The organism is Roseateles albus (assembly GCF_028595345.1).
In the GTDB taxonomy this organism is placed as follows: domain Bacteria; phylum Pseudomonadota; class Gammaproteobacteria; order Burkholderiales; family Burkholderiaceae_C; genus Paucibacter_A; species Paucibacter_A albus.
Genome location: NZ_JAQQXT010000001.1, coordinates 364,308 through 387,521, shown reverse-complemented (window position 1 = coordinate 387,521; position 23,214 = coordinate 364,308). Strand labels below are relative to the sequence as shown.

Below are 23,214 nucleotides of genomic sequence, written 5' to 3'. Positions count from 1 at the left end.
CGATGGGAGGGGTCTGGCGCATAGGGGGAAGCGATAGCGCCGGCCGTCTAGTGACAGCTACCCAAAATCCCTTTCACTCCACCGCCTTCAACATATCCTCCACCACCTTCTTCGCGTCGCCGAACACCATCATCGTCTTGTCCATATAGAACAACTCGTTGTCCAGGCCCGCATAACCCGCCGCCATCGAGCGCTTGTTGACGATGATGGTCTTGGCCTTGTAGGCCTCCAGGATAGGCATGCCGTAGATCGCACTGCCCTTGACATGGGCAGCGGGGTTCACCACGTCATTGGCGCCCAGGATGATGGCGACATCGGCCTGCGCGAACTCGGCGTTGATGTCTTCCATCTCGAAGACCTGGTCATAGGGCACCTCGGCCTCGGCCAGCAGCACATTCATGTGACCGGGCATGCGGCCCGCCACCGGGTGGATCGCGTACTTGACCTTGACGCCGCGCTCGGTCAGCTTGTGCGCCAACTCCTTGACCGCATGCTGGGCGCGCGCCACGGCCAGGCCGTAGCCCGGCACGATGATGACGGTTTCGGCATTGCCCATGATGAAGGCCGCGTCGTCGGCACTGCCGCTCTTGACCGAGCGCTGCACCGCACCACCGGCCGCCGCAGCGGTCGCATCGCCACCAAAGCCGCCCAAGATCACATTGAAAAAGCTGCGGTTCATCGCCTTGCACATGATGTAGCTCAGGATCGCGCCCGATGAACCCACCAGCGAGCCGGCAATGATCAGCATCGAGTTATTGAGTGAAAAGCCGATACCGGCCGCCGCCCAACCCGAGTAGCTGTTCAGCATCGACACCACCACCGGCATATCGGCGCCGCCGATCGGGATGATCAGCAAGACACCAAGCGCAAAACCCAGCACCAAGATGGTATTGAACGCGGCCCAAGACTGGGTCTCCCAGAAGCCGTAGCAGCTGATCACTGCTGCCAGCCCCAAGGCCAAATTGAGCTTGTGCTGGCCGGCAAAAGACACCGGCGCGCCCTGAAAGAGGCGGAATTTGTACTTGCCGGACAGCTTGCCGAAAGCGATCACCGAACCACTGAAGGTCACCGCGCCGATGAAGGCTCCCAGCGCCAGCTCAATCCGATTGCCGCCAGGGATCTCAACACTACCCGCTGAAGTAATGCCAAAGGCCGCCGGCTCCAGCACGGCCGTGGCCGCAATGAACACGGCCGCCAGGCCGATCATGCTATGCATAAAGGCCACCAACTCGGGCATCTTGGTCATCTCGACCTTTTGCGCCATATAAGCACCCAGGCCACCGCCAATCACCAGGCCGGCCAGCACATAAGTCAGGCCGAACAACTCGCCATTTGCCAGCTTGACGATCAAGGCGGCGGTGGTCACGGCGGCGATCAGCATGCCGACCATGCCGAAGATATTGCCGCGAATCGAGCTGGTCGGGTGCGACAAGCCCTTCAGCGCTTGGATAAAGAAGACGCTGGCGACCAGGTACAAGAGGGTGACGAGATTCATGCTCATTTCTTCACCTCCGTATTCTTCTTGTCCTTCTTTTTAAACATCTCCAACATCCGCCGCGTGACCAGAAAGCCGCCAAAGACATTCACAGCGGCCAGCGCCACCGCCAAGGTGCCCATGAACTTGCCCAGATCGGTGACGGTCAGGGCCGCAGCCATCATGGCGCCGACGATGACAATCGCCGAGATCGCATTGGTGACGGCCATCAGCGGCGTGTGCAGCGCGGGTGTCACGGTCCAGACGACGTGGTAGCCGACATAAATCGCCAGCACAAAGATGATCAGATTGGTGACCGTTGGGTTAACGAGTTGTTCCATGGCTTCAGCTCTTCTTTCTCTTGACTTCACCGGCCTGCGTCATCAGGCAGGCGGCAACGATGTCGTCATCCATCGGGACCTGGAACACGCCTTCTTTGCTGATCACCAGCTTCAAAAAGTCCAGGATATTGCGGGCATACAGTGCCGACGCATCAGCCGCTACCAGGGCCGGCAGATTGGTCTCACCGACCAGCGTCACGCCATGCTTGATGACAGTCTTGCCGGCTTCGGTGAGCGGGCAGTTGCCCCCATTGGCTGCGGCCAGGTCCACGATCACCGAGCCCGGCTTCATGCTCTTGACCATCTCCTCGCTGACCAGCACCGGTGCGGCGCGGCCGGGGATCAAGGCCGTGGTGATCACCACATCGGCCTGCGCCACCCGCTTGGCGACTTCGGCCCGCTGGCGGTCCAGCCAGCTCTGCGGCATCGCCTTGGCGTAACCGCCCACGCCGACGGCGGCTTCCTTTTCCTCGTCGGTGTCATAAGACACATCGATGAACTTGGCGCCCAACGATTCAACCTGTTCCTTGACGGCCGGCCGCACATCCGAGGCCTCAATCACCGCGCCCAGGCGCTTGGCCGTGGCAATCGCTTGCAAGCCCGCCACACCGACGCCCAGGACGACGACGCGCGCCGCCTTGACCGTGCCGGCCGCCGTCATCAGCATCGGGAAAAAGCGCTGATAGCGATCGGCCGCAATCATCACCGCCTTGTAGCCGGCGATATTGGCTTGGCTGGACAGCACGTCCATGCTCTGCGCCCGCGAGGTACGCGGCGCCGCCTCCAAGGCGAAGCTGGTCAGGCCGGCCGCCGCCAGCGCCTGCAGGCCGTCGGCGTCAAAGGGGTTGAGCATGCCGACCAGGGCAGCGCCCGATTTGACCAGCGCTAACTCCTCGGTCGATGGGCTGCGCACCTTCAGCAGCAAATCGGCAGCGAAAGCCGCAGCGCGGTCGACGATCTCGGCGCCTGCGGCCTGATAGGCCTCGTCAAGGACGCTGGCGCCCAGGCCAGCGCCGCTCTCGACGCGCAAGGTATGACCCTGGGCCTTCAACTTCTTGGCGGTCTCGGGCGTGATGGCCACGCGCGTTTCCCCGACTGCGCTCTCGCGCGGAACACCTATCAGCATGAATTTTCCCCTCCAGAGCCCGCACCGGGCACTCACCGGGTGCTAAGCCGTGCGGAGCTTACACAATAGATGCTCTTGATGACACCCGGACATGCCTGGGTACAACGGAGTTAGAGATGTCCACCAAGAATGAGCGTTGGAAGCCGGCGGTAACGGTCGCGGCGGTTATAAAGCAAGGCGGCCGCTATTTGCTGGTCGAAGAAGAAACGCCCGAAGGCCTCCAGTTGAACAACCCGGCCGGGCATCTGGATCCGGGCGAATCACCGCTGGAGGGCGTGGTGCGCGAGGCGCTGGAAGAAACCGCCCGCGACTTTGTGCCCGAGTCCTTGCTGGGCCTCTATATGGCGCGCTTTGTACGCGGCAAGCTCGGCGAGGATGTCACCTATATTCGGCTGGCTTTCAGCGGCCAGGTCGGTGAGGTGATCGCGGGACGCACGCTGGACCACGGCATCCATCGCACGCTGTGGATGACGGTGGACGAGATTCGCGCCAGCGCCACTCGCCACCGCAGCCCCTTGGTGCTGCGCTGCATCGAAGATCACTTGGCCGGCAAGCGATTGCCCTTGGATGCCATTCATATTGACCCCTCGCTCTACTCACCGCTGATCAAGGGCTGACAGCTTGCGGGACAATCGCCCACATGACTCAGAAGCAAAGAATCGTCGTCGGTCTCTCAGGCGGGGTGGACTCCGCCGTCACCGCCTATCTGCTCAAACAGCAGGGCCATGAGGTGATCGGCATCTTCATGAAGAACTGGGAAGATGACGACAGCGATGATGAGAACGGCAAATACTGCTCCTCGAATATCGACTTCGTCGACGCGGCCGCGGTTGCCGACGTGATCGGCATCGAGATCGAACATGTCAATTTCGCCGCCGACTACAAAGACCGCGTCTTTGCGACCTTTTTGCGCGAATACGAGGCCGGCCGCACCCCTAACCCCGACATCCTGTGCAATGCCGAGATCAAGTTCAAGGCCTTTTTGGACCATGCGATGCGGCTGGGCGCGGAGAAAATTGCAACGGGTCACTACGCCAGGGTTCGCGAGTTGAATGGACAAGTGCAGTTGCTCAAAGGCGTCGACAACAGCAAGGACCAAAGCTATTTCCTGCACCGCCTGAACCAGGCGCAACTGGCCAAGACGCTGTTCCCGGTCGGCGAGTTGCACAAGACCGAGGTGAGGCGCATCGCCGACGAGATCAAGCTGCCCAACGCCCGCAAAAAGGATTCAACCGGCATCTGCTTCATTGGCGAGCGGCCGTTCCGGGAGTTTTTGAATCGCTACCTCGCCCATCAGCCCGGCCCCATCAAGGACGAGCGCGGCCGCAAGATTGGCGAGCATGTAGGTCTGTCTTTCTACACCTTGGGCCAGCGCCAGGGTTTGGGCATCGGCGGGCTGAAAGACAAGGGTGCGCCGCGCGGTGGCGGCGACCATGAGCCCTGGTTTGTGGCCAAAAAAGACATGGCCAACAACACGCTGTATGCGGTGCAAGGCCATCAACACCCTTGGCTGCTCAGCCACACGCTGACCGCCGACGACATCAGCTGGACCAGCGCGCAGCCCCCCGGCGGCGGCCACGTCGCCGCCAAGACCCGCTACCGGCAAAGCGATGCCGCCTGCGAGTTCATGCCGTCAAACCCCGATGCGGCACATTTCAAGCTGCAGTTCGAGCAGGCGCAGTGGGCGGTCACGCCAGGCCAGAGCGCGGTGCTCTACGACGGCGAGGTTTGCCTGGGCGGCGGCGTGATTGCGCAAGTCATCGCCCAGCCATGACCAAGGACACGGGGCAAGCTCGCCGTCCTGTGTCAACCTTGCGCCCTTTTGCAGAAATCGGCCCCCACTTGAATACCTTTGACCGCTTGCTCGCGCGCTTCGCCCAGCCCAGCGTGGCGCTGCGCGTCGCCGTATTGGCGGTCTGCTTGCTGGAGCTGGCCGCCACGGTCGCGGCCCTGCTGGGCTTTCAAACCGATGCCTATGACGGCGCGGTTGCCGCCTTGTATATGCGCTTGGGCGGCGCCAGCAATGATGCGCTGCTGCTGATCGGCTGCTTTTTCTTGGTGCTCTTGTTCGCCTGGGCCTATTGGTGCTTGGCCCGGGACGCCAGCGCCGACCAACCGCCCCGCCATGCTTTGGCGCGGCTGATTGTGGTCAATCTTTTAGCCATCAGCGTGACGCCCGGCTTGCCGTTTTTGGTCACCGCCCTCGCGGCGGTCTTGCTGCGCGCCCGCCCGGCTTTCTTGTTTGCCCTGGCGCAAATTGCCATCAACCTGGCCCTTTACCGCTTGCTGCCGCTGCCCGCCTTGGTACAGCCTGACAGCGCCGTACCCGCTTGGTTGGACAGTTTGGGCCTGCTGATGGCGATGGTGGCCCTGCACGGCATGGCTTTTGGCCTGGGCCGCATGGTGGCCGCCGAGGCCGAAAAACGCCGTTGGTTGCAGGTGATGTTGGCCGAGCGCCTGAGCGGCGAGCAGTTGCAGGCCGAACAGCTGCGCTATAGCGAGCGGGCCATGATGGCGCGCGAGTTGCACGACGTGGTCGGCCATCACCTGACGGCCTTGAACCTGCAGCTGCAACTGGGCAGCGCCTTGCTGCAGCGCCACGACACGGGTGGCGCGCTGCTGGCGGTAGACAAGGCGCGCGAGAACGCCGCCGGCCTGCTGGCCGATGTGCGCGAGGCCGTCTCTCAGCAGCGCAGCGCGCCGCGCATCGACCTCACGACCGCGCTGCAGGCGCTGGCCGAAGGCATCGCCAGCACCCGCATCGAACTCGACATCGCCCCGGCCGCGCGCGACCTCGGCCCGCGCGTGGCCCATGCGCTCTTGCGCTGCGTGCAGGAGGCCGTCACCAACAGCGTTCGGCATGCCCGCGCCGCCACGGTGCGCATCAGCCTGAATTTGCAAGCCGGCCTCACACCGGGCGATGAAAACCCGGAGGTATGCGTCAGCATCGACGATGATGGCCGCGGCGCGCCGCAGCTCAAAGCCGGCAACGGCCTGCAAGGCATGAACGAACGAATGCAAGAATTGGGCGGCCGGATGGACGTGACCCGCAGCAGCCCCGGCTTCAGAATTGAGCTGCGCTGCCCACGCGACCCCAAGATGAATCCCTCGTCCTGAGCGCAGGCGACTCCTTGAATTTACTGGAAGGACGGTATGAGTAAACCGCTGATCAAACTCTTGCTGGTCGAAGACCAGCAGCTCGTGCGCGAGGCGCTCAAAGGCCTGTTGGCTCTGAGCGACGAAATCCGCATCGTCGGCGAGGCCAGCGACGGCGCCGAGGCGCTGGACATGATCGCCGCCCAAGGGCTGGAGCAAACGCCCGACATCGTGCTGTCGGACATGCGCATGCCCAGGCTGGACGGGCTGGGCCTGATCCGTGCCCTGGCGGCGCGCGGGCTCAACATCCCCGTCGTCTTGCTGACCACCTTTGACGACGCCGGCATTTTTGACGAAGCGGTGCGCTCCGGCGCGCGCGGCTTTTTGCTCAAGGCCATCAGCCCCGACACCTTGCTGGCTTCGCTGCGCGAGGTGATGAACGGCGGCACCGCGCTGCGGCCCTCGCTGACGGCACGCATGGAGCGGCCGGTCGCGGCGGCCGAGCGCTCTTTTGTCGCGACAGAGCAGCCCGACCCGCTGTCACCGAAGGAGCTGCAAGTGCTGCGCCTGGTGGCCAGCGGGCGCAGCAATACCGAGATCGCCGCGCTGCTGGGCAATAGCGAGGGCGTGATCAAGAACCACTGCTCCTCGGTGTTCTCCAAGATGGGTGTGCGCGACCGCACGCAAGCGGTGCTGCGCGCAATTGACCTGGGCTGGATTTAGAACCTAGCCTCACTCGCTGATGCTGCGGCCCAGATTCAGCACCCAGTAATTCCCATATTTGCCGGGCCCGCTAGCGCAAGCCAGCGCGACGTCTCGAAAGTCGGCCTGCATGATGTTTTCGCAATGCTTGGCACTGCCGACCCAGGTCTGCAGCACTTCGTCTAGGCTCTCTTGGCCTGCGGCCAGGTTTTCGCCCACACGGTAGGCCAGGTAGCCGCTTGCACGAAGCCGCTGCCGCAGCGTGCGGCCGTTGGTCGACAGGTGGTTGAGTTGCTCGCCCTGCGCCAGCTCGGTCGCATGGCTTTGTGCCGCCTGCGCCAGCCGGCCCTCCCAGCGCAGCGGGCCGGCCGGCCCAAAGTCCTGCGAACCACAGCTACGCAGCTGGGCTCGAAAAGCATTCAGGTCTTGTATCACTTGCTCGACCGGAACCTTGTTTTGGCAGCCGAGCTCAGCCTCTTGACCACAGGCCGGCGTAGCCCCAAGAGCCACAAGCAGCGCAAACAAAGATCTCGAAAACATGGACGGGGCAAACAGGGCTGGTGCGGTAGAGCGCGAATCCTAACCGCCCATCCGCCAAAGTCGCCACTCGCGCCGGCCCGAGGCCTTTCATCTCTTGGCACAGCAAAACCCTGGCGCGCATGGCAAGATCCGCTCCGTTCATTCAAATTGAGACATCACTCCCACTATGGCTGACGCAACTTCCGCATCTTTGGGTCAATTGAAGATTGACCGCCAGGCGCCTACGGCCAAGAGCAAGCGGCCACGCAAGACCTGGCCCTGGGTCTTGGGCGGCGCCCTGGCCTTGGGCGCGACGGCGATGTTCTTGATGCCGTCCAAGCCCGAAGTCCAAGCCAGCACCGTGCTGCAGAGCTACCCCTCGCAGCAGTACCTGCAGCTGACGGCCTCCGGCTACGTGGTCGCGCAACGCCGCGCGGCAGTGGCCTCCAAGGGCAGCGGCCGTCTGATCGAGCTGAATGTGCGCGAGGGCAGCCTGCTCAAAAAGGGCGATCTGATCGCACGCCTCGACGCCAGCGATGTGCAGGCCTCGATTGGCACGGCCTTGGCCGGCGTGCGCCAGGCCGAAGCGGGCCTGCGCCAAGCGCAGGCGCAGGCACAACAAGCCGGCGTTGAACTCGGCAATGCCGAGGCCGAAATGCAGCGCAGCAAAAGCTTGCAGGCGCAGGGCTTTGTCTCGGCTCAAGCACTCGACGCCAACCAGCGCCGGCTTGACGCCGCCCGCGCCGGCGTGGCCGCAGCACAGGCCAGCGTGGGGCAGGCGCAGGCCAGCCAGGGCCAGGCACAGGCCTTGCTGGCGGTGCAGAACGTCGCCCGTGACTACACCGAGATACGCGCGCCTTTTGACGGTGTGGTGCTGAACAAGAACGCCAATGTCGGCGACATGATCACGCCCTTCTCCAATGCCTCGGGCTCGCAAGGTGCGGTTGTCACCATGGCCGACCTGAGCACGCTGGAGGTCGAGGCCGATGTGTCCGAAGGCAGCTTGGCCAAAGCGACCAAGGGCCAGCCGGTCGAGATCACGCTGGACGCGCTGCCCGACATGCGCTTCACCGGCCAGGTTGCCGGCATTGTGCCGACGGTGGACCGCGCCAAGGCCACGGTGATGACCAAGATCCGTTTCGACAAACTCGACCCGCGCATCCTGCCCGAGATGAGCGCCAAGGTCAGCTTTCTGTCCAAGGCGCCGACGCCGGCCGAGCAGCAGCCGGTCTTGGCCGTCAACCCCAAGACCTTGCTGGACAAAGACGGCAAGCAGTGGCTGCTGCGCATCAAGCGCGACGGTGACAAGGAATTGCTGGAAGCCGTCGAGGTCAAGGTCGGCCGCAAGCTCGGCGATGTGGTGGAAGTGACAGGCGCCGTCAAATCGGGCGATCGCATCGTGCTGGCGCCGAGCGCCAAGCTCAAAGACGGCGGCCAAGTGACGCTGGCTGCGAAGTAAAGCGCCATGAGTGCAGACCAAGAAGCGCTGATCCGCATCCGCGACCTGTCCAAGTCCTATCAACGCGGCGGTCAAGAGATTCCCGTCCTGCTGGACATACAGTTAGACGTGGTGGCCGGGGACTTTGTCGCCCTGATGGGCCCCAGCGGCTCGGGCAAAAGCACCTTGCTGAATTTGATCGCCGGCATCGATCAGCCCAGCAGCGGCCGCATCGAGATTGGCGGCATCGACATCGCCACGCTCAGCGAGGGCCAATTGGCCAATTGGCGCGCCGCCCATGTCGGCTTCATCTTTCAGTTCTACAACCTGCTGCCGGTCTTGACCGCCTTCGAGAACGTCGAGCTGCCCTTGCTGCTGACCGGGCTCTCGGCCAAGCAGCGCCGTGAGCATGCGCTGGCGGCGCTGGAGATGGTGAAACTATCCGATCGAATGGATCATTACCCGAACGAACTCTCGGGCGGCCAGCAGCAGCGCGTCGCGATTGCCCGCGCGCTCGTCAGTGACCCGACCTTGATCGTGGCCGACGAGCCCACCGGCGACCTCGACCGCGTCACCGGCTCCGAGGTCCTGGACCTGCTGCAGCAGCTGAACCGGGACCTGGGCAAAACCATTGTGATGGTCACCCATGACCCCAAAGCTGCAGCAAGGGCGCGCCGCATGGTGCATCTGGAAAAAGGCGTCTTGGTCAGCGAAGCAGAAATGAACGCACAGGCCTGAAGCCTCAGAAAAAGCCGCCATGTTCATCTTCAAGCTCCTGCTCAAGAACGCTTTTCGCCACAAGCTGCGCACGCTGCTGACCATGGTCGGCCTGGTGGTCGCGATCTGTGCGTTCGGGCTCTTGCGCACCATCATCAGCGCCTGGTATGCCGGCGTTGAAGGCTCAAGCAGCACGCGCCTGGTGACGCGCAGCGCGATCTCCTTGACCTTCCCGCTGCCGATGAACTATGCGCAGCGGCTCAAGGGTGTGGACGGCGTCAGCAGCATTTCCTGGTCAAACTGGTTTGGCGGCGTCTACCTGACCGAGCGCAATTTCTTCCCGCAGTTTGCCGTCGAGCCGGCCAGTTATTTGGCGCTCTACCCTGAGTACCGGCTCAGCGATGCGGAACGGCTGGCCTTTCTGCGCGACCGCCAAGGCGCCATCGTCGGGCGCAAGCTGGCCGATAAGTATGGCTGGAAGGTCGGCGACCAGATCCCCATTCGCGGCACCATTTATCCGGGCACCTGGACCTTCACGCTGCGCGGCATCTGGGACGGCGCCGAGGCCAAGACGGACGAAAGCCAGCTGCTGTTTCACTGGGCCTTTCTGAATGAGTCGATACGCAAGCTGGCACCCAAACGGGCCGATGCGGTGGGCGTCTACATCATCGGCATCAAAGACCCGCAAAACGCTGCGCTGATCTCGCAGCGGGTCGACGCCGGCTTCAAGAACTCGCTGGCCGAAACTCTGACCGAAACCGAGTCGGCCTTCCAGCTCAGCTTTGTGTCTATGAGCGAAGCAATTTTGCTGGCGATCGAAGCGGTCAGCTACATCATCGTCGTCATCATCATGGCGGTGATGGCCAACACCATGACCATGACCGCCCGGGAACGCCTGGCCGAATACGCCACGCTCAAAGCCTTGGGCTTCGCGCCCAGCTTCGTCGTCAAGCTTTTGTTCGGCGAGAGTCTCTTGATCGCGTTGCTGGGTGGCCTAGCCGGTTTGTTGTTGACGCTGCCGCTCGCGGCGGGCTTCGGCAAAGCCATAGGCACGCTGCTGCCGGCCTTTCATGTCTCGGGTCTCACGATGAGCTTGCAGATGCTGGCGGCCTTGGTCGTCGGCGCGGTGGCTGCGGCCTGGCCGGCGTGGAAGATGAGCCGGATTGATATTGTTCAAGGGCTGAGGCACGTCGCGTGAAACAGATTCCCCTCAGTTACATCGCACGCAACCTTTGGGTGCGCCGCGTCACCACGCTGCTGACGGCCGGCGGCATGGCCCTGGTCGTCTATGTGTTCGCCACCGTCTTGATGATGAGCGAAGGCATACGCGCGACCCTGGTTGCGACCGGCCAGCCCGACAATGTGATTGCCTTGCGCAAGGGCGCCGGCGCCGAAATCAATAGCAGCATAGACCGCATCCAAGCCAGCATTCTGGAAAGCTTGCCAGGCATAGCGACCGATGCAGCCGGCCAGCCACTGATCACCAAGGAACCGGTGGTGCTGAACAACCTGCCTAAACGCGGCAGCGGCAAACCAAGCAATGTGACGGTACGGGGCACCAGCGAGCGCGGCCTGCAACTGCGCCCGCAGGTGCAAATGATAGAGGGCCGCATGTTCCGGCCCGGCACCTCGGAGATCGTTACCGGCAAAGCGATCGCGCGCGGTTTTCAAGGCGCGGGCTTGGGCGAGACGCTGCGCTTCGCCGGCCGCGACTGGACGGTGGTCGGCGTGTTCGACGCCGGCCGCACCGGCTTTGACTCCGAAATCTGGGGCGATGCGGAGCAGATGCTACAGGCCTTCCGGCGCGGCGCGTTCTCCAGCGTGGTGTTCCGGCTCGCCGACGCGAGCCAGTTCGAGGCCATCAAGGCCAAGCTCGCCGACGACCCGCGCCTGACAGTCGAGCTCAAACGCGAGGCGGTGTTCTATGCCGAACAAAGTGAGGCGCTGGCCAAGTTCATCAGCATCCTCGGCACGGCGCTGTCGGTGATTTTCTCGGTCGGCGCCATCGTCGGCGCGATGATCACGATGTTCGCGGCGGTAGCCTCGCGCGTCGGTGAGATCGGCACCTTGCGGGCCTTGGGCTTCCAGCGCGGCGCGGTACTCTTGGCCTTTATGTTGGAGTCGCTGCTCTTGGCCTTGGTTGGCGGCTTGATTGGACTCGCCGCCGCTTCGCTGATGCAAACGGTCAATATCTCGACCACCAATTTCCAGACCTTCTCGGAGCTGGCCTTTCAGTTCAAGCTGACCCCGGCCATCGTCTGGCAAACGCTGCTGTTCTCCCTGTTCATGGGCTTTGTCGGCGGTTTCATCCCGGCTTGGGGTGCGGCGAGGATGAAGATTGTGGATTGCCTAAGAGCGGCTTAATAGCGGCCTATTGGGTTGGCTGACAGGGCGGCTCTCGCCCGACTCCACAACAGGCCCAAGCTCCAAGCCAACACAAAGCCGCCGAACAAGGCCCAAACTGCCCAGGCCTCATGACCATGGGCATGAGTCATCGCCAAGTACAAAGCCGCCAACTTGATCAGCAGCCAAAACAGGCGCGCGAACAGATCCCACCAGCGTTCGGCATGCTCATGCACATGCTCCTCTGCATGTGCATGAGCCGCCGAGCCGGCCGGTGCAGTGGCATCAAAGTACGCTATCAAAGCGCCAAAAATGACGCCCGCCGCCAGGCACACCAGCCAAGATTCGCCGTGCAACAAGGTCAGCACCAACACCGCCGCACCGCCGCCCCAAGCCAGCGGGGCAGGCCAAAAACGATATCCGCCTGCGGCCCCATGTTCGGCTTCCAGATGCCCCTCATGGGCAGACAAGAAACTGTCCGCCGCAGCCGACAAGATCATGCCGGCCGTACCCAAGACCACCCCAAACTCGGCCAAGCGCGCGGTCGTCATCACCCAGGCCACCGGCAGCACCACAGCCCCGCCAAGAAACAGCAAGTAAAAGAACGAGCGCAGCGCGAACGATTGCTTGTGCTTGATGATGGCAGCCCAGACCGCTGCAAAGTACAGACCCGACAACAAGCCCACCAAGACCTCGATCACCAACTCCGCCACCTTGGACGGCTCGAACAAGGGTGCCAACTCGGTCGCGGCGACCCAGGCATGCAAGCCGACGCCGTAAAAGGATTCACTTTGCCCGCGCAGCAGGAATTGGTCACCGCTACCCCATTTGCCGCCCAACAAGACCAGGCGCCCGGCCAAGGCATCGGGCTTGAGCAGCGCTTGGCTGAAGTTCAGGCTTTCGACCGCAGCCGGGCGAATCACGCGCAGCTCGGGGCCATGGGCCGAGCTGCGCGCGCCAAGACAGGCCGCATGCCAGTCCTTGGCCTCAGCGAGCTGGGCCTGTATGGGCTCACGGCTCAGCTCGGCCGCCGCCACACCCAAGGGGGTCAGGCCTTGCCCGCGATCGAAGTAGAGGCCGTTCTCGCTCAGATCGGGCGAAGCGAATTGAACCTCGCTGCCAAACAGCGCCAGCCAATCTTGATCCAAAGCGCCGGGGTCGCCGCCCGTATAGCCTTGCGGGCAGACCATCACCAGCTGAGTCAGGCGCGAAAGCTTTTGCAAGCTGTCAAACAAGCGCCGCCGCGCCGGCCATTCATCCGGTGCGGCCGGAGACAAGTCGAGATCGATTGCCAGCACCTTGGGCGGCGCGCTCTGCAGCGCATCGAACAGCTCGCGCAGCTTGTCGGGGTCGAGCGGCGATCGCTGCTGAAAGATATTGCGATGCTCGGCATCGTCAATGCCTATGACCGAAATGCAGTCCAAGGTTCGGCCCGCACACACCGGCGGCAGCTTGTCCGCATGACCCAGCCGCGCCAGCAAGTCCAGCTGCACATTGGCGTCGACGAACTCGCGCACGGGGGTCTCGAAGGGCTTGAGGCAGAACGCGACGATGGCGGACATCACCACCGCATTGAGAATGCGCGCGCCCCAGAGTGACCAAAACTGATCGGGGATGCGCAAGCGCAACAGTAAACGGCCTGTCAGGCCCAAAGGTGAAGATGCCATCTTGATTGCCCGGTTCGAAGGCGGCACTATGCCATCACGCCGTTGCAACTGGCGGTTACGCTATATTAAGTCGGCATTTCGTCTACAAGCAGCAACATCGGGAAACAACAATGCATCGTCACCAGCCGCCTCGACAGATCTCTCGTTTTCGCCGGACGGCCCGGCTTGCGCCGGCGCTGCTACTGAGCGCCATGCTGGGCGGCTGCCTCGCCACGGTAAGCACGGCGGTCAACGATATGAGCCACTCATTGAGCGACTCGATGGCGCCCAAGATTAACGTCCTGGTGCCCTCGAAGAATGCCGATGCCGGGACCTTGCGTTCGCTGCTGATTCTGTCCGACGGCACCGAAGTATCGAACCAGGTCGCGATGGATCTGGAAGCCGCCATGAACAAGCTGCGCATTGAAGAGCGCCCCTTCTACAAGCGCGTGCAGTTGGGTGGGCGCATCAATGGCCAAGTTTCCGACGCGCAATTAGCCGAATTGGCAGCCAAGGCCGGCACGGAAGGCGTCGTCATCGTCAGCGGCGGCGTCAGCGAAATACGCAACGCTAACTCGACCGAAGAGCGCAGCACCTGCGCGGTGCAGACCAAATTCTTGAAAGCCTGCCCGAAGGAGCAAGTACGCAGCACACGCGTCAGCTGCACCGAGACGCGCGGCTTGGCCGCTGCACGCATCAAGGTCTTCCGCGCCAGCGACAAGCGCAGCGTCTTCACCGACAACGTCGGCGGCGAGAGCGCCCAGCGCGTCTGCTCCGACGAGCTCAACGTGGTGCGCGCCGACCCCAGGCAGCTGAGCGGCAATGCAGTGCAGAACACCGGCGCCAATGTGATGCGGGTGCTGGCGCCGTCCTATGAGCTGCGGCCGCTTGACTTGATGAGTGCCGATGCCGGCCTGCCGGCCGCGCAGCGCAAGGACTTTGACGCGGCGGTCAAGTTCGCCGAGGCCAAGCGCATGGACGAAGCCTGCCGGCGTTTCGAGGAGCTTTACCTCGATCACAAGGAGTCCCCGGCGCTGACCTTCAACAACGCTTTTTGTGCCGAAGTGCGCGGCGACCTGCTGCGCGCCTCTCAGGGCTACCGGCGTGCGTCGGAGTTGATCAACGCGCCTAACTCGCAAATAGACCGGCGCATTGCCATCACCGAAAAAGCCATCCGAGAGAACCCGGTCGCCTTCATGCCGGCCGATCTGGCTGGCACGCAGCTGAGCAAGCCGCCCACCATCAAGGGCGACGGCCGGCGCGTCGCGCTGGTGATCGGCAATGCGCGCTACCAACGCAGCGCGTTGGTCAACCCGGTCAACGATGCCCGTTTGGTGGGCGACAAGCTGACCCGCATCGGCTTTGATGTGCTGACCCTAGAGAACGTCGATTCAGCCCGCTTTGCCACCGCGACACGCGACTTCGCCAAGCGTGCCAAGGGTGCCGACATCGCGCTGTTCTATTACGCCGGCCACGCCATCCAGGCCGACGGCGAGAACTTCCTGATGCCGGTGGACAACGCCAAGATGCGCTCGATCGACGATGTGCGCGATCAAGGCAGCGTGCAGCTGGCCGACATCGTGGCCCAGCTCGAAGTGGCCGCTCCGGCCGTCAAGCTTTTGGTCATCGACGCTTGCCGCGACAACCCGCTGCCGGCCACCAGCCGCAGCTTGGCCGGCGGCGGCCTGGCCGACATCAAGCAAGTGCCGCAAGGCGGCCTGATCGCGTTTGCCACCTCCCCCGGCAGCACGGCCGAGGACGGGACTGCCCGCAACAGCGTCTTCAGCAAGCATTTCGCCGCGCAGCTCAGCGTGCCCAATCAAAGTATTGAGCAGACTTTCAAAAAGGTCCGCGAAGCCGTCAAGGCGGAGACCAAGAACAAGCAGGTGCCCATGGAAAAGAGCGATTTGACCGGTGACGTTTTCCTGGTGCGTGCCAAATGAAGCGGGTGAACAATCGCCGCCTGCTGGCCAGCCTGTTCTTGAGTCTGCCGGCGCTGGCAAGCGCCTCGGCCTGCTTGTACAAGGGCGCGGACGCGACGGCGCGTGTCATCAACCGCTCCGGCGAAATCACCACGCCCTTCCCCGAGCCGCTGTCATCGCCCGACTGCCGCCGCCTGCGCGTCGCCACCGGAGAGGTGGCGGTGTATGCCTTGGCTGCCTCCCAAGCCGCGCCCGAGATGCGCCGCGTCAGCAGCGGCGCCTTGATCGTCGGCGCCGGCAACGCACCGACCGATGCCGGTGGCGTCCCGCAGCTGATGCAGCAGATCAAAAGCGTCTTGGACGGTGGTCAGCGCCTGCGCAGCGGCTCCTCGCGCGGCGCCAATGAGGACTACATCCTGACGGCGATTCCGAGCGGACGACTGGCCGAGCCGCAGGCCGACCTCTTGGTGCCGCTGGGCCAGACGGCCGATGCCGATCTGGCCAGCTTCGAGCTCAGTCTGAAGGGCAAAGTTGTGCACCGCCAACAAGGGCCGGCGCAAGAGCTGCGCTTGCCCGCAGCACATCTGAAGCGCGGCAACACGCTGCAATGGACGCTTAGCTACGCGGGCCAGCGTCACCAGGGGCAAATCGTGGTCGAAGACCCGGCGCTGCTCGCGCAGCGCAAGCAAGAGTTGCTACAGCACAGCCAGGCCGAGCCCGACCCGCTGCTGCGCCAGCTGCGCTTGGCCGCTGCACTGGTGGACGAAGGTCAGGTCTGGGCCGCACGCGAGATCATTCGCGCCGGCCTGACGCCCTGAAACAAGGGCGCTCAGACCAGAGCGCCCGCAAAACTCAAGTCCGACGCGTTCGCGCGCCAGCAACAAAGCCCATGCCGGCCAGACCCAGCAACATCATCAGGCTGCTGCTGACTTCAGGCACGGCCGAAATCCAATGCGCCGTCTGAATGTCTGCGGTGTCTGCCAGCATGGTTTGATCAATCCAGCTGCGATAGCTGGCGAGCTGGACGAACAGCGATGAATGCACCCCTGCCGTCACATCAACCGCCGAGGTGATGCCCCACAAGGCCGAGGTCGAATCCGTCACATGGCCGCGGAACAAAGCGCCACCGCTATCGCCCCCTTGCACATAGGGCGCCGCATTGCCAGGGCTGACCGCCTGCAGGTAATTGACGGTCGCGAGGTCATTGATACTGTTGTCGGTGACGTCCAACTGGGGGATGAAATCCACCACCTGCGTAAACCCATAACCACGAGGGCTGTGGTTCTTACCGCTGACGATGGTGGCATCCAGCCCTGAATACCAAGAACCCACAGGAGCCGGCGCCAGACTATCGGCCCACAAATCCAGCTGCGGGCCTGCGATCGAAGATGTCAGCCGCAAAAGCGCCAGATCATCCGAAAGCTGAACGCCGTTGCCTGCGTTGTAACGCGCCGCCACCACACTGTTACCCAAGCCGTTGCTGAAGCTCGAGCCAATGCCCAGTCCGACATGGCGCGCCGTCAACACCCAGTTCGGCGCAATCTGCACCGCACTGGCAGCACTGCCCGACACCTGCTCGAACGCCGTCGTGGCCGTGCCCCCAACAATCGCATGCGCCGACTGCGCCAGCCCCAGGCTCAGCAGCGTGGCGCCAGACAAATTTGTCAATGTCAACAGCAGGGATGCAGCTTTGAGTTTCATGATGATGAATTCCGATTGAAGTGCGAAGTTGGTCAATGCTTGCTTCAAAAACTAATGCCGAGTGTAGACGGACAATCTTCAGCGCAAGCCCCCTCTAGCGTGGGATTGTGAATTTGCACAAGGCCCGTAAATTGATTGAACTCAAGAACGACCGCTGCCCGGTCAGCATTTGGGTCTGCAATGAAAAAAGGGCTCCCTGTTATGGAAGCCCTTCGTCGAACTCAAGCCAGTGAAGCACGCCGGGAGCCGGCTTCGAGCCGGCTCAGGTGTGACTTATGGTTTGCAGCTGTAGACGTTCACATCATCGACGATCCAGCCCAGCGGCGCGCCGCAGCCGTCGTTGCCCGAGGCAAAGCGCAGCTTGACCTTAGCACCGGTGGCGACACCGGTCAGCTTCGACAGGTCGACGATAGAGCGGCCCCATGATCCGCCTGCTGCCGTGCCAATCGGGCTGAGATCGTTGCCCGAGAAGCCGGGCTGACCTGCCAAGGGGTCATCATTACCATCGGCCACGCTGGTCAGAACGGCGTTGTAGCCGTTGTAGACGAAGGCCGTGGCTGGGACCACCTTCCAAGCCGCCCCATTCACGCTGTATTGCACATTGCCACCGTCAAAGCCCGGTTCAGTCAGCACGAAGTGATCAAAGCTGAGCTTCAGGCCGTCCGCAGGGACGGTCACTTCCGGGCTATCCAGATATTGAGCGCCGGCTTGATTGACGTTGGTCGCACAGGACTGGTTGTTCGGGTGATAAGAGATGATGGCAGAACCGGGACGACCACCTGGCAACCCACTGATCACGGACCAGTTGCGCGGTGTGAACGAGGGGTTGACACCGGCATAACTCACCAACCACTTGGCACCACCCCTACGACCACCTTCGAAGTTGTCCGACAGCAGCGAAGTCACCGTGCCCGCAGCGCAAAGTGCCGGTGGGCTCTTCTTCAGAATCGGGCCAAAGCCGCACTGAGTAGGTGCCGTGCGCAGTTCAACTGCCAAAGCCATTTTGTCAACTTGGGCGCAATCCGACTCGGTGATCACATCGCCCGACACATTGCCGGTCTTCAGATCATTCAGCGGCTTGCCGGTCAAGTCTTTACACGATGCAGCCAAGGCATCTGCGTGGGCGGCAAAACCGCTGGATGGACCTTGGTACACGCTTTGAGCGCGGTAATAGAGATGCGCCGCCTTGGTCAAGCCGATGCCGGCAATGGTTTGGCCGTTGTAATTGCCGCCGTCCACCAGCAGGGCGTAGCCATGGTTGGGCACACCCGAATTGCCATGGACGCCGCCGTTGTCGGCAGCCGAGCACGCGTATTGAACGTCAGAGACCTTGCCTGGGTTGCCATAGCAAGTCGGGCTGTACATGTCGCGGATCGCGCCACCAAAGGCAGTAGAGTCTTCGCCAACCAGCCAACGGACGTTGTTGTATGCAGGCGTAGCGCCACCGGCTGTCCGGCTCAGCTTGGCTGTCACGCCATTCGCCAGTTGTTCCTTGATGGCTGTGCCATCAAGCTGTGTCACCGACAGCGTAGGGATCGTGATAGTTGCATCCACGCCACCCGGAGCAATAATGGCCGTGCTGCCGGTGTTGTTGCCAATGATGACGCCTGTGGCGCCGGCATTCTGGGCATTCTTGACCTTGATCACGAAGCTGCAGGTGCCGCGGTCGATGAAGGCGATCTTGCCGGCGAGCGAATTGGCAGGCAAAGCGGAGCATGCCAGAGGATCAAGGCCGCCAATACCCATCACGCTGCCGCTGAGAATGAAACTCGTCGGGCCAAAACCAGCAGCACCTGTTGCCTTGACCCCAGCAATTGCGGCTGGAGCGGTGATCTCGACTTCAGTCTTGGGGGCATTTGCATTGACGACGCAGGCATTGGTGCGGGCTGCATCAGGCGTGTCACCACCGCGGCCATTGAGACGGTCCACCGTCTCGCCCCAGATATCCGAATAGGCTTCGTTCAAGGCACCGGACTGATAGGAATAAATCAGGCCGTGGGTGTATTGGGTGTAAGCATGACCCCACTCGTGCGCGGTGACGTCATCGGTCGTGGTGCCGGGGCAGAAGGAGATGTAGGTGCCGTTCCACGAAGCATTTGGACAAGCATCGCCACGGTTGAAGATCGAGTGCATCGTGGCACCCTTGCCATCGAAGGAGTCGCGGCCAAACCCGTTCTTGAACAAGTTAAAAATATCGGCCGAGGCATTGAGCATATTGTCAGCCTCTGCAACGCCGGTCGGCAGACCCTGACCCTCAACCCAGAACGGGTTGTTAGGATAGTTCGGCACTGGAGGCAATTTGCCCTGACCATCGTAGGCGCGACGATTCAAACCGTCATGGATGCCGGTGATTTGGTCGACGATTTTGCTGGAATGCGCGCCCACATAAACGAACTCGCGCACATCGCTGCCATTGCCGACTTCAACCTGCCACACCAAGTGGTTGTCACCCGAGATACCTTGAGTCAGGCCTTGGCGATAAATCATCAGTTCGGGCTTGCCGGCGCTGATCTTCTTGCCCGCATTCGAGGCAGCTACCCGGGCGAGCGCAATCTTGCTGGCTTGCTCGGCTGTGAAGCTTGGGCTTGGGTTGACGTTGATGCCGGGAATGAAGCTGCCGTTCACCGAGTACAAATTGCCAGCCGCATCGAAGTGCGACTTCAACTCGCCGCCCAAGACCGGCAGGCCGTGATAGACCTGCTTACGGGTCAGATGGCTGAAGCCTTGACGATCGGTCTGAACGGTCGCGGCCGACAGTTCGGTGTCCACATTGGCAATGCCGAAGAGGCCGGAGTGATCGCGGAAGAATTGCTGCGAGGCATTGTGCTTGTCTACTTCGCCAACTGAACGAGCACTGGCTTGCGCCTGCAGCTTGCCGCCCTTGGGCGCGCGCACAAAGCTGACGCCACCGGTCGCTTCGTGGATGGATACATTGGGCGTAGCTCCGGATGTGGCAGCAAGCCTATCGATCGCGGCACGAACGGTCGGCAGCGTAGCGTCAGCCTGAGCATAAGCACCAAAGAGCAGGCCGACGGAAACAGCGACCAGGGTTTTTTGCAAGGTATTGCGAGACATAAAGGATTCCTTGTACGGCGCGGATAAGCGCCGCATCAATGATGAAAATGGACTGCGGATAAGCAGTGTTTTACTTAGGCTGCGCGGCGGCGGCGAGCAAAGGCCACACCGGCCAAGCCCAGGCCAAGCAAGGCCACACTGCTGGGCTCAGGAACCGCACCAACTTGCAAGTCATCGATGGCCGCATACTGGCCCAGATCGAAGGTGCCATCCTCGACACTGAAGGTCAGCTTCTTGATAGCGAGCGAGGAATAAAAACCAGTGATGCCGCCTTCGACCAGCGCCTTGCCCTCGAACTTCTCAACCGAGTTATTGCTCAAAGTGAATTCAAAGTAGGTCACTGATTGGAAGAAAGTGCCGTCGTAGTCGGTGGCAAAGAATTTGCCGCGCAGCGCATGTACATCTGCACCAGTGAAATCAAGCGTTAGCGCCACATAGTTTTTGTTGGTGCTCAGGGCACCGAGATTGAAGTAGGTGTCACCGATCGCTGATGCGGTGAAGCCATAGCCATTGCCGGCCGAGACCGCAGCATCCGACTCGCCAAAGGCGTTGAAGTTTTCCAGGTAGGAATGCGTCGCATCGACATGGTCATCCGGCGTTGTCCAAACCGACGGCAAAGCGAACGAGGATGCCGACAGCAGCGCGATGGCGCTTGCGACAAAAAGGCGATGAGTAGTGCGCATTCAATAAACCCTTGTGATGGCTGATAAGGTAAACAAGCCGAAATCCTGATCGGACTTCGTAACCGGATGTTTCCATTATTCCTGCCGCTTGAGCACCCCGAGCCTGCGGGAAGGGTATGTCATGAGAGGGGAAATACGGCGGGGAAACTCTCTATGTGCAGCGCAGCAAAAATGTTGTTTAATGCGTTAAACGAAAGTCAATACCCGCCTTTGCTTTCGATGCCTAACGCGCAAAACAAGGGGCGGTATCCCGGGTCACTTCTCCGCTTGAAGGGCTAGCGCTCAGTGTTGGCGGGCTCGCCTCGCCACAGCTTCAAAGTGAGCACATAGTCGCTGGCCGCAATCGCCTTGCCGGACACCGGATAGGGCGCCAAGCTCAGCAGGCGCAATGCATAACCATAGGCATAGGCGGTTTGCGCGAGGCCTTCGGCGGCATTGAGCTCGCGCAGCTCCTTTGGCCCAGTACCTTGTTGCAGCCAAACCCGCACGGTCGCATCACCGGCCCATATGCACTGCTCGCCTTTTGGGCAGCGAGAGTCAGCGCTGACGCCCTCAAAGCCGATGCGCAAGCCCGCCCGATCAAGCACCGCTGTGCCCTTAAGCGCTTCGCCCATTTGCGCGAAATCTCCGGCCTTGAGGCTGAACTGGGTGCCCAGTTCAATCTGCGCAGGTCGAGCCGATTGATCCATGCTGCACGCGCTCCCCGCCAATGTTGCAAACACAAGCAATGCGCTGATAGTTACGGCGAATTTCACTGCACAACTCCTGCCACCAGACTGAACAAGCCCGTCGACAAGCACCCAGCCCAAAGCTGCTTGCTCGTCAAAAGGTCCTAAACAGTATTACACGCACACGCACACGCACACGCACCGCAGCGGACACTCAAGCGTCAAACACGCTTGCAGTTCGACCGAGTCTGCGCGACTATCGTGGCATGAAAACCAATCCCCTTGTCAGCCCATCACAGGCATGCGGCAGATGGAGCAAGCCGCTTCACCGGCGCTGGGCAGCAATACGCAGCGCACTGTGGATGACTGCAGCAATCACGACAGCCGCTTGCGCCGAGGACCCCATGAATGCAAAGAAACAGACACCTCGCACGCCGCCGCTCTCGTCAAGCGAGAGCGCAGCAGCGACTCAAAGCCCTGCAGCAGACAGTCTCACCCTTTGGCGAGGGATACAGGCCGAGGTCGGCGACGCGGCTTGTGATGGCCCGCATCAATGTCACAGCAGCGCCGTCGGCGCCAAACCTTGCGGCGGGCCGGACAGCTATCTGGCTTGGTCCAGCAAAGTGACCGACCCCAAGAAGCTGCAATCACTGCTCGAGCAACATCGCGCCGCGCGCCTGGCGGAAAACCAAAGCAGCGGCATCGTGTCCAACTGCGCCATGGTGACCGACCCCGGCGCCCGCTGCATCCCCAATCCCAAGGGCTCTGGTTTGGTGTGCGTCTTGAATGATCGTCATAGCGGCGGCAATGCGGCTATTTGAACTAGCGCCAATCAAAGAGAAATTTCCACCAGAGATTTCCCTGTAAGACAAGGATTTACTCCCCCCTCATTTCGGGGGGAGTGCAGACCCCTAGTCATCGGGGTAAGTCCGAACGTGAATTTCTTCACGTTACGAATATGGTCCAGCCCAGGCGCCGAAATGCGCGCCCCGGCTCACCCGTCAATCCTTTACCCAGGAGTTCCAATGTTCAAAAACATTCGGCCGCTGTACGCCAGCACCGCCCTCGCATGCTTGATGCTGATCAGCGCGCCTGCGCAAGCAACGACCTCTACCGTGCTTGACTTTGAGCCGGCCAACTTGACCGGTCTGTACTTTGCTGGTGACAGCTTTGAGCAAGCAGGCTATAGGTTTTCAACCATGTTGGATGCCGGCACCATAGACACAGCCGCCGCGCTTGGCGCTGCCGCCCCGACCCTAAATGCAACGCAGTTCTATACGGCGCTCAATGAAAGCGGCCTGCACATGGAGCGCAGCGACGGCAATTTGTTCAGCTTACATGGCTTTGACCTTGCCTTTGTGCCGCTGACACCTCCAGCAAGCAGCGGCCCCACCGTGATCCTCATGGCCGTGGCCACGTATCAAGATAATTCCTCGGATTGGAACGCTTGGTACCTCAATTCAACGAGCTTTCTGACTCTGAATAACCCGGGCCATTTCGCCTATGCCACCGATGTGAAGTCGATCGATTTCTTTGCATGTTCCTTCGACGGCGTGAGCATCTGCGGAGAGTCACTGCAGAACAACGGCCAATTTGCGATCGACAACATCAGCGTCAGCGCCGTGCCAGAGCCATCGGTAGGTTTGATGCTGGGCCTGGGTCTGGCCGCGTTGACATTGCGCCGCCGCTCGTGGACGCGTTGAAGCGCCAGCAAGCAAGCAAGCAATAACACGCGCAAGTAACTCCCTATCGCAAGGACATTT

Annotated in this window: 21 protein-coding genes; 12 read left to right on the top strand and 9 right to left on the bottom strand. The window is 61.8% G+C overall.

The features are described from left to right. Positions 1–73: 73 nt before the first annotated feature. From PRZ03_RS01590 to PRZ03_RS01580, 3 genes are read right to left on the bottom strand one after another with little or no spacing between them, the layout of a single operon-like run. A complete protein-coding gene (locus PRZ03_RS01590) occupies positions 74–1,501 on the bottom strand; it encodes an NAD(P)(+) transhydrogenase (Re/Si-specific) subunit beta (protein WP_273598717.1) in 1,428 nt (475 codons plus the stop codon). Then, positions 1,498–1,815 (bottom strand): NAD(P) transhydrogenase subunit alpha part 2, encoded by a 318-nt coding sequence (locus PRZ03_RS01585; RefSeq protein WP_263534959.1) that lies wholly within the window; start codon positions 1,813–1,815, stop codon positions 1,498–1,500. Before PRZ03_RS01585 ends, PRZ03_RS01590 begins: the two co-directional genes overlap by 4 nt. Before the next feature lie 4 nt (positions 1,816–1,819). Further along, on the bottom strand, positions 1,820–2,941 hold the full coding sequence (locus tag PRZ03_RS01580) for a Re/Si-specific NAD(P)(+) transhydrogenase subunit alpha (protein WP_273598716.1): 1,122 nt from the start codon (positions 2,939–2,941) through the stop codon (positions 1,820–1,822). Positions 2,942–3,057: 116 nt separating this feature from the next. Between PRZ03_RS01580 and PRZ03_RS01575 the strand changes: the two genes are divergently transcribed. From PRZ03_RS01575 to PRZ03_RS01560, 4 genes are all read left to right on the top strand, one after another. Beyond that, complete coding sequence (locus PRZ03_RS01575) at positions 3,058–3,558, top strand: NUDIX hydrolase (RefSeq protein WP_273598715.1); 501 nt, start codon at positions 3,058–3,060, stop codon at positions 3,556–3,558. Between the two features lie 23 nt (positions 3,559–3,581). After that, on the top strand, positions 3,582–4,715 hold the full coding sequence (mnmA, locus tag PRZ03_RS01570; protein ID WP_273598714.1) for a tRNA 2-thiouridine(34) synthase MnmA: 1,134 nt from the start codon (positions 3,582–3,584) through the stop codon (positions 4,713–4,715). 68 nt (positions 4,716–4,783) lie between these two features. Next, a complete protein-coding gene (locus PRZ03_RS01565) occupies positions 4,784–6,058 on the top strand; it encodes a sensor histidine kinase (RefSeq protein ID WP_273598713.1) in 1,275 nt (424 codons plus the stop codon). 36 nt (positions 6,059–6,094) lie between these two features. Next, complete coding sequence (locus PRZ03_RS01560) at positions 6,095–6,760, top strand: response regulator (protein ID WP_263534964.1); 666 nt, start codon at positions 6,095–6,097, stop codon at positions 6,758–6,760. A gap of 9 nt (positions 6,761–6,769) precedes the next feature. Here PRZ03_RS01560 and PRZ03_RS01555 read toward each other — a convergent pair whose 3' ends face one another. After that, on the bottom strand, positions 6,770–7,279 hold the full coding sequence (locus PRZ03_RS01555; protein ID WP_273598712.1) for a CAP domain-containing protein: 510 nt from the start codon (positions 7,277–7,279) through the stop codon (positions 6,770–6,772). A gap of 166 nt (positions 7,280–7,445) precedes the next feature. Here PRZ03_RS01555 and PRZ03_RS01550 point away from each other — a divergent pair, with 166 nt between their 5' ends. From PRZ03_RS01550 to PRZ03_RS01535, 4 genes are read left to right on the top strand one after another with little or no spacing between them, the layout of a single operon-like run. Continuing rightward, on the top strand, positions 7,446–8,717 hold the full coding sequence (locus tag PRZ03_RS01550; protein WP_273598711.1) for an efflux RND transporter periplasmic adaptor subunit: 1,272 nt from the start codon (positions 7,446–7,448) through the stop codon (positions 8,715–8,717). A gap of 6 nt (positions 8,718–8,723) precedes the next feature. Further along, the gene (locus PRZ03_RS01545) at positions 8,724–9,434 is read left to right on the top strand and encodes an ABC transporter ATP-binding protein (RefSeq protein ID WP_273598710.1); all 711 of its coding nucleotides are present in this window, start codon (positions 8,724–8,726) and stop codon (positions 9,432–9,434) included. A 19-nt stretch (positions 9,435–9,453) separates the two neighbouring features. Next, the gene (locus PRZ03_RS01540; RefSeq protein ID WP_263534968.1) at positions 9,454–10,611 is read left to right on the top strand and encodes an ABC transporter permease; all 1,158 of its coding nucleotides are present in this window, start codon (positions 9,454–9,456) and stop codon (positions 10,609–10,611) included. Continuing rightward, positions 10,608–11,777, top strand: a complete 1,170-nt coding sequence (locus PRZ03_RS01535) for an ABC transporter permease (RefSeq protein WP_273598709.1) — start codon at positions 10,608–10,610, stop codon at positions 11,775–11,777. The genes PRZ03_RS01540 and PRZ03_RS01535 overlap by 4 nt, the downstream gene beginning before the upstream one ends. Here PRZ03_RS01535 and PRZ03_RS01530 read toward each other — a convergent pair. Beyond that, the gene (locus PRZ03_RS01530; RefSeq protein ID WP_273598708.1) at positions 11,774–13,423 is read right to left on the bottom strand and encodes a CHASE2 domain-containing protein; all 1,650 of its coding nucleotides are present in this window, start codon (positions 13,421–13,423) and stop codon (positions 11,774–11,776) included. The genes PRZ03_RS01535 and PRZ03_RS01530 overlap by 4 nt on opposite strands. Before the next feature lie 110 nt (positions 13,424–13,533). Between PRZ03_RS01530 and PRZ03_RS01525 the strand changes: the two genes are divergently transcribed. Next, positions 13,534–15,345: a caspase family protein gene (locus tag PRZ03_RS01525; protein ID WP_273598707.1), complete on the top strand. Its 1,812-nt coding sequence runs from the start codon at positions 13,534–13,536 to the stop codon at positions 15,343–15,345. Further along, on the top strand, positions 15,342–16,142 hold the full coding sequence (locus PRZ03_RS01520; protein ID WP_273598706.1) for a hypothetical protein: 801 nt from the start codon (positions 15,342–15,344) through the stop codon (positions 16,140–16,142). The genes PRZ03_RS01525 and PRZ03_RS01520 overlap by 4 nt, the downstream gene beginning before the upstream one ends. A gap of 34 nt (positions 16,143–16,176) precedes the next feature. Here PRZ03_RS01520 and PRZ03_RS01515 read toward each other — a convergent pair whose 3' ends face one another. The 4 genes from PRZ03_RS01515 to PRZ03_RS01500 form a co-directional block, all read right to left on the bottom strand. Then, positions 16,177–17,025, bottom strand: coding sequence for a trypsin-like serine protease (locus PRZ03_RS01515; RefSeq protein WP_273598705.1), 849 nt, complete (start codon positions 17,023–17,025; stop codon positions 16,177–16,179). A 273-nt stretch (positions 17,026–17,298) separates the two neighbouring features. Continuing rightward, positions 17,299–20,100, bottom strand: a complete 2,802-nt coding sequence (locus PRZ03_RS01510; protein WP_273598704.1) for a M4 family metallopeptidase — start codon at positions 20,098–20,100, stop codon at positions 17,299–17,301. A gap of 74 nt (positions 20,101–20,174) precedes the next feature. Next, the gene (locus PRZ03_RS01505) at positions 20,175–20,783 is read right to left on the bottom strand and encodes a PEP-CTERM sorting domain-containing protein (RefSeq protein WP_273598703.1); all 609 of its coding nucleotides are present in this window, start codon (positions 20,781–20,783) and stop codon (positions 20,175–20,177) included. 275 nt (positions 20,784–21,058) lie between these two features. Next, positions 21,059–21,472 carry a hypothetical protein gene (locus PRZ03_RS01500; RefSeq protein WP_273598702.1) on the bottom strand — a complete coding sequence of 138 codons (414 nt, stop codon included), beginning with the start codon at positions 21,470–21,472 and terminating at the stop codon, positions 21,059–21,061. Between the two features lie 383 nt (positions 21,473–21,855). Here PRZ03_RS01500 and PRZ03_RS01495 point away from each other — a divergent pair, with 383 nt between their 5' ends. Together PRZ03_RS01495 and PRZ03_RS01490 are read left to right on the top strand one after the other, a co-directional pair. After that, entirely contained in the window at positions 21,856–22,272 is a 417-nt protein-coding gene (locus PRZ03_RS01495) for a hypothetical protein (RefSeq protein WP_273598701.1), read from the top strand. Positions 22,273–22,476: 204 nt separating this feature from the next. After that, the gene (locus tag PRZ03_RS01490; protein WP_273598700.1) at positions 22,477–23,154 is read left to right on the top strand and encodes an NF038120 family PEP-CTERM protein; all 678 of its coding nucleotides are present in this window, start codon (positions 22,477–22,479) and stop codon (positions 23,152–23,154) included. The last annotated feature ends 60 nt before the right edge of the window (positions 23,155–23,214 follow it).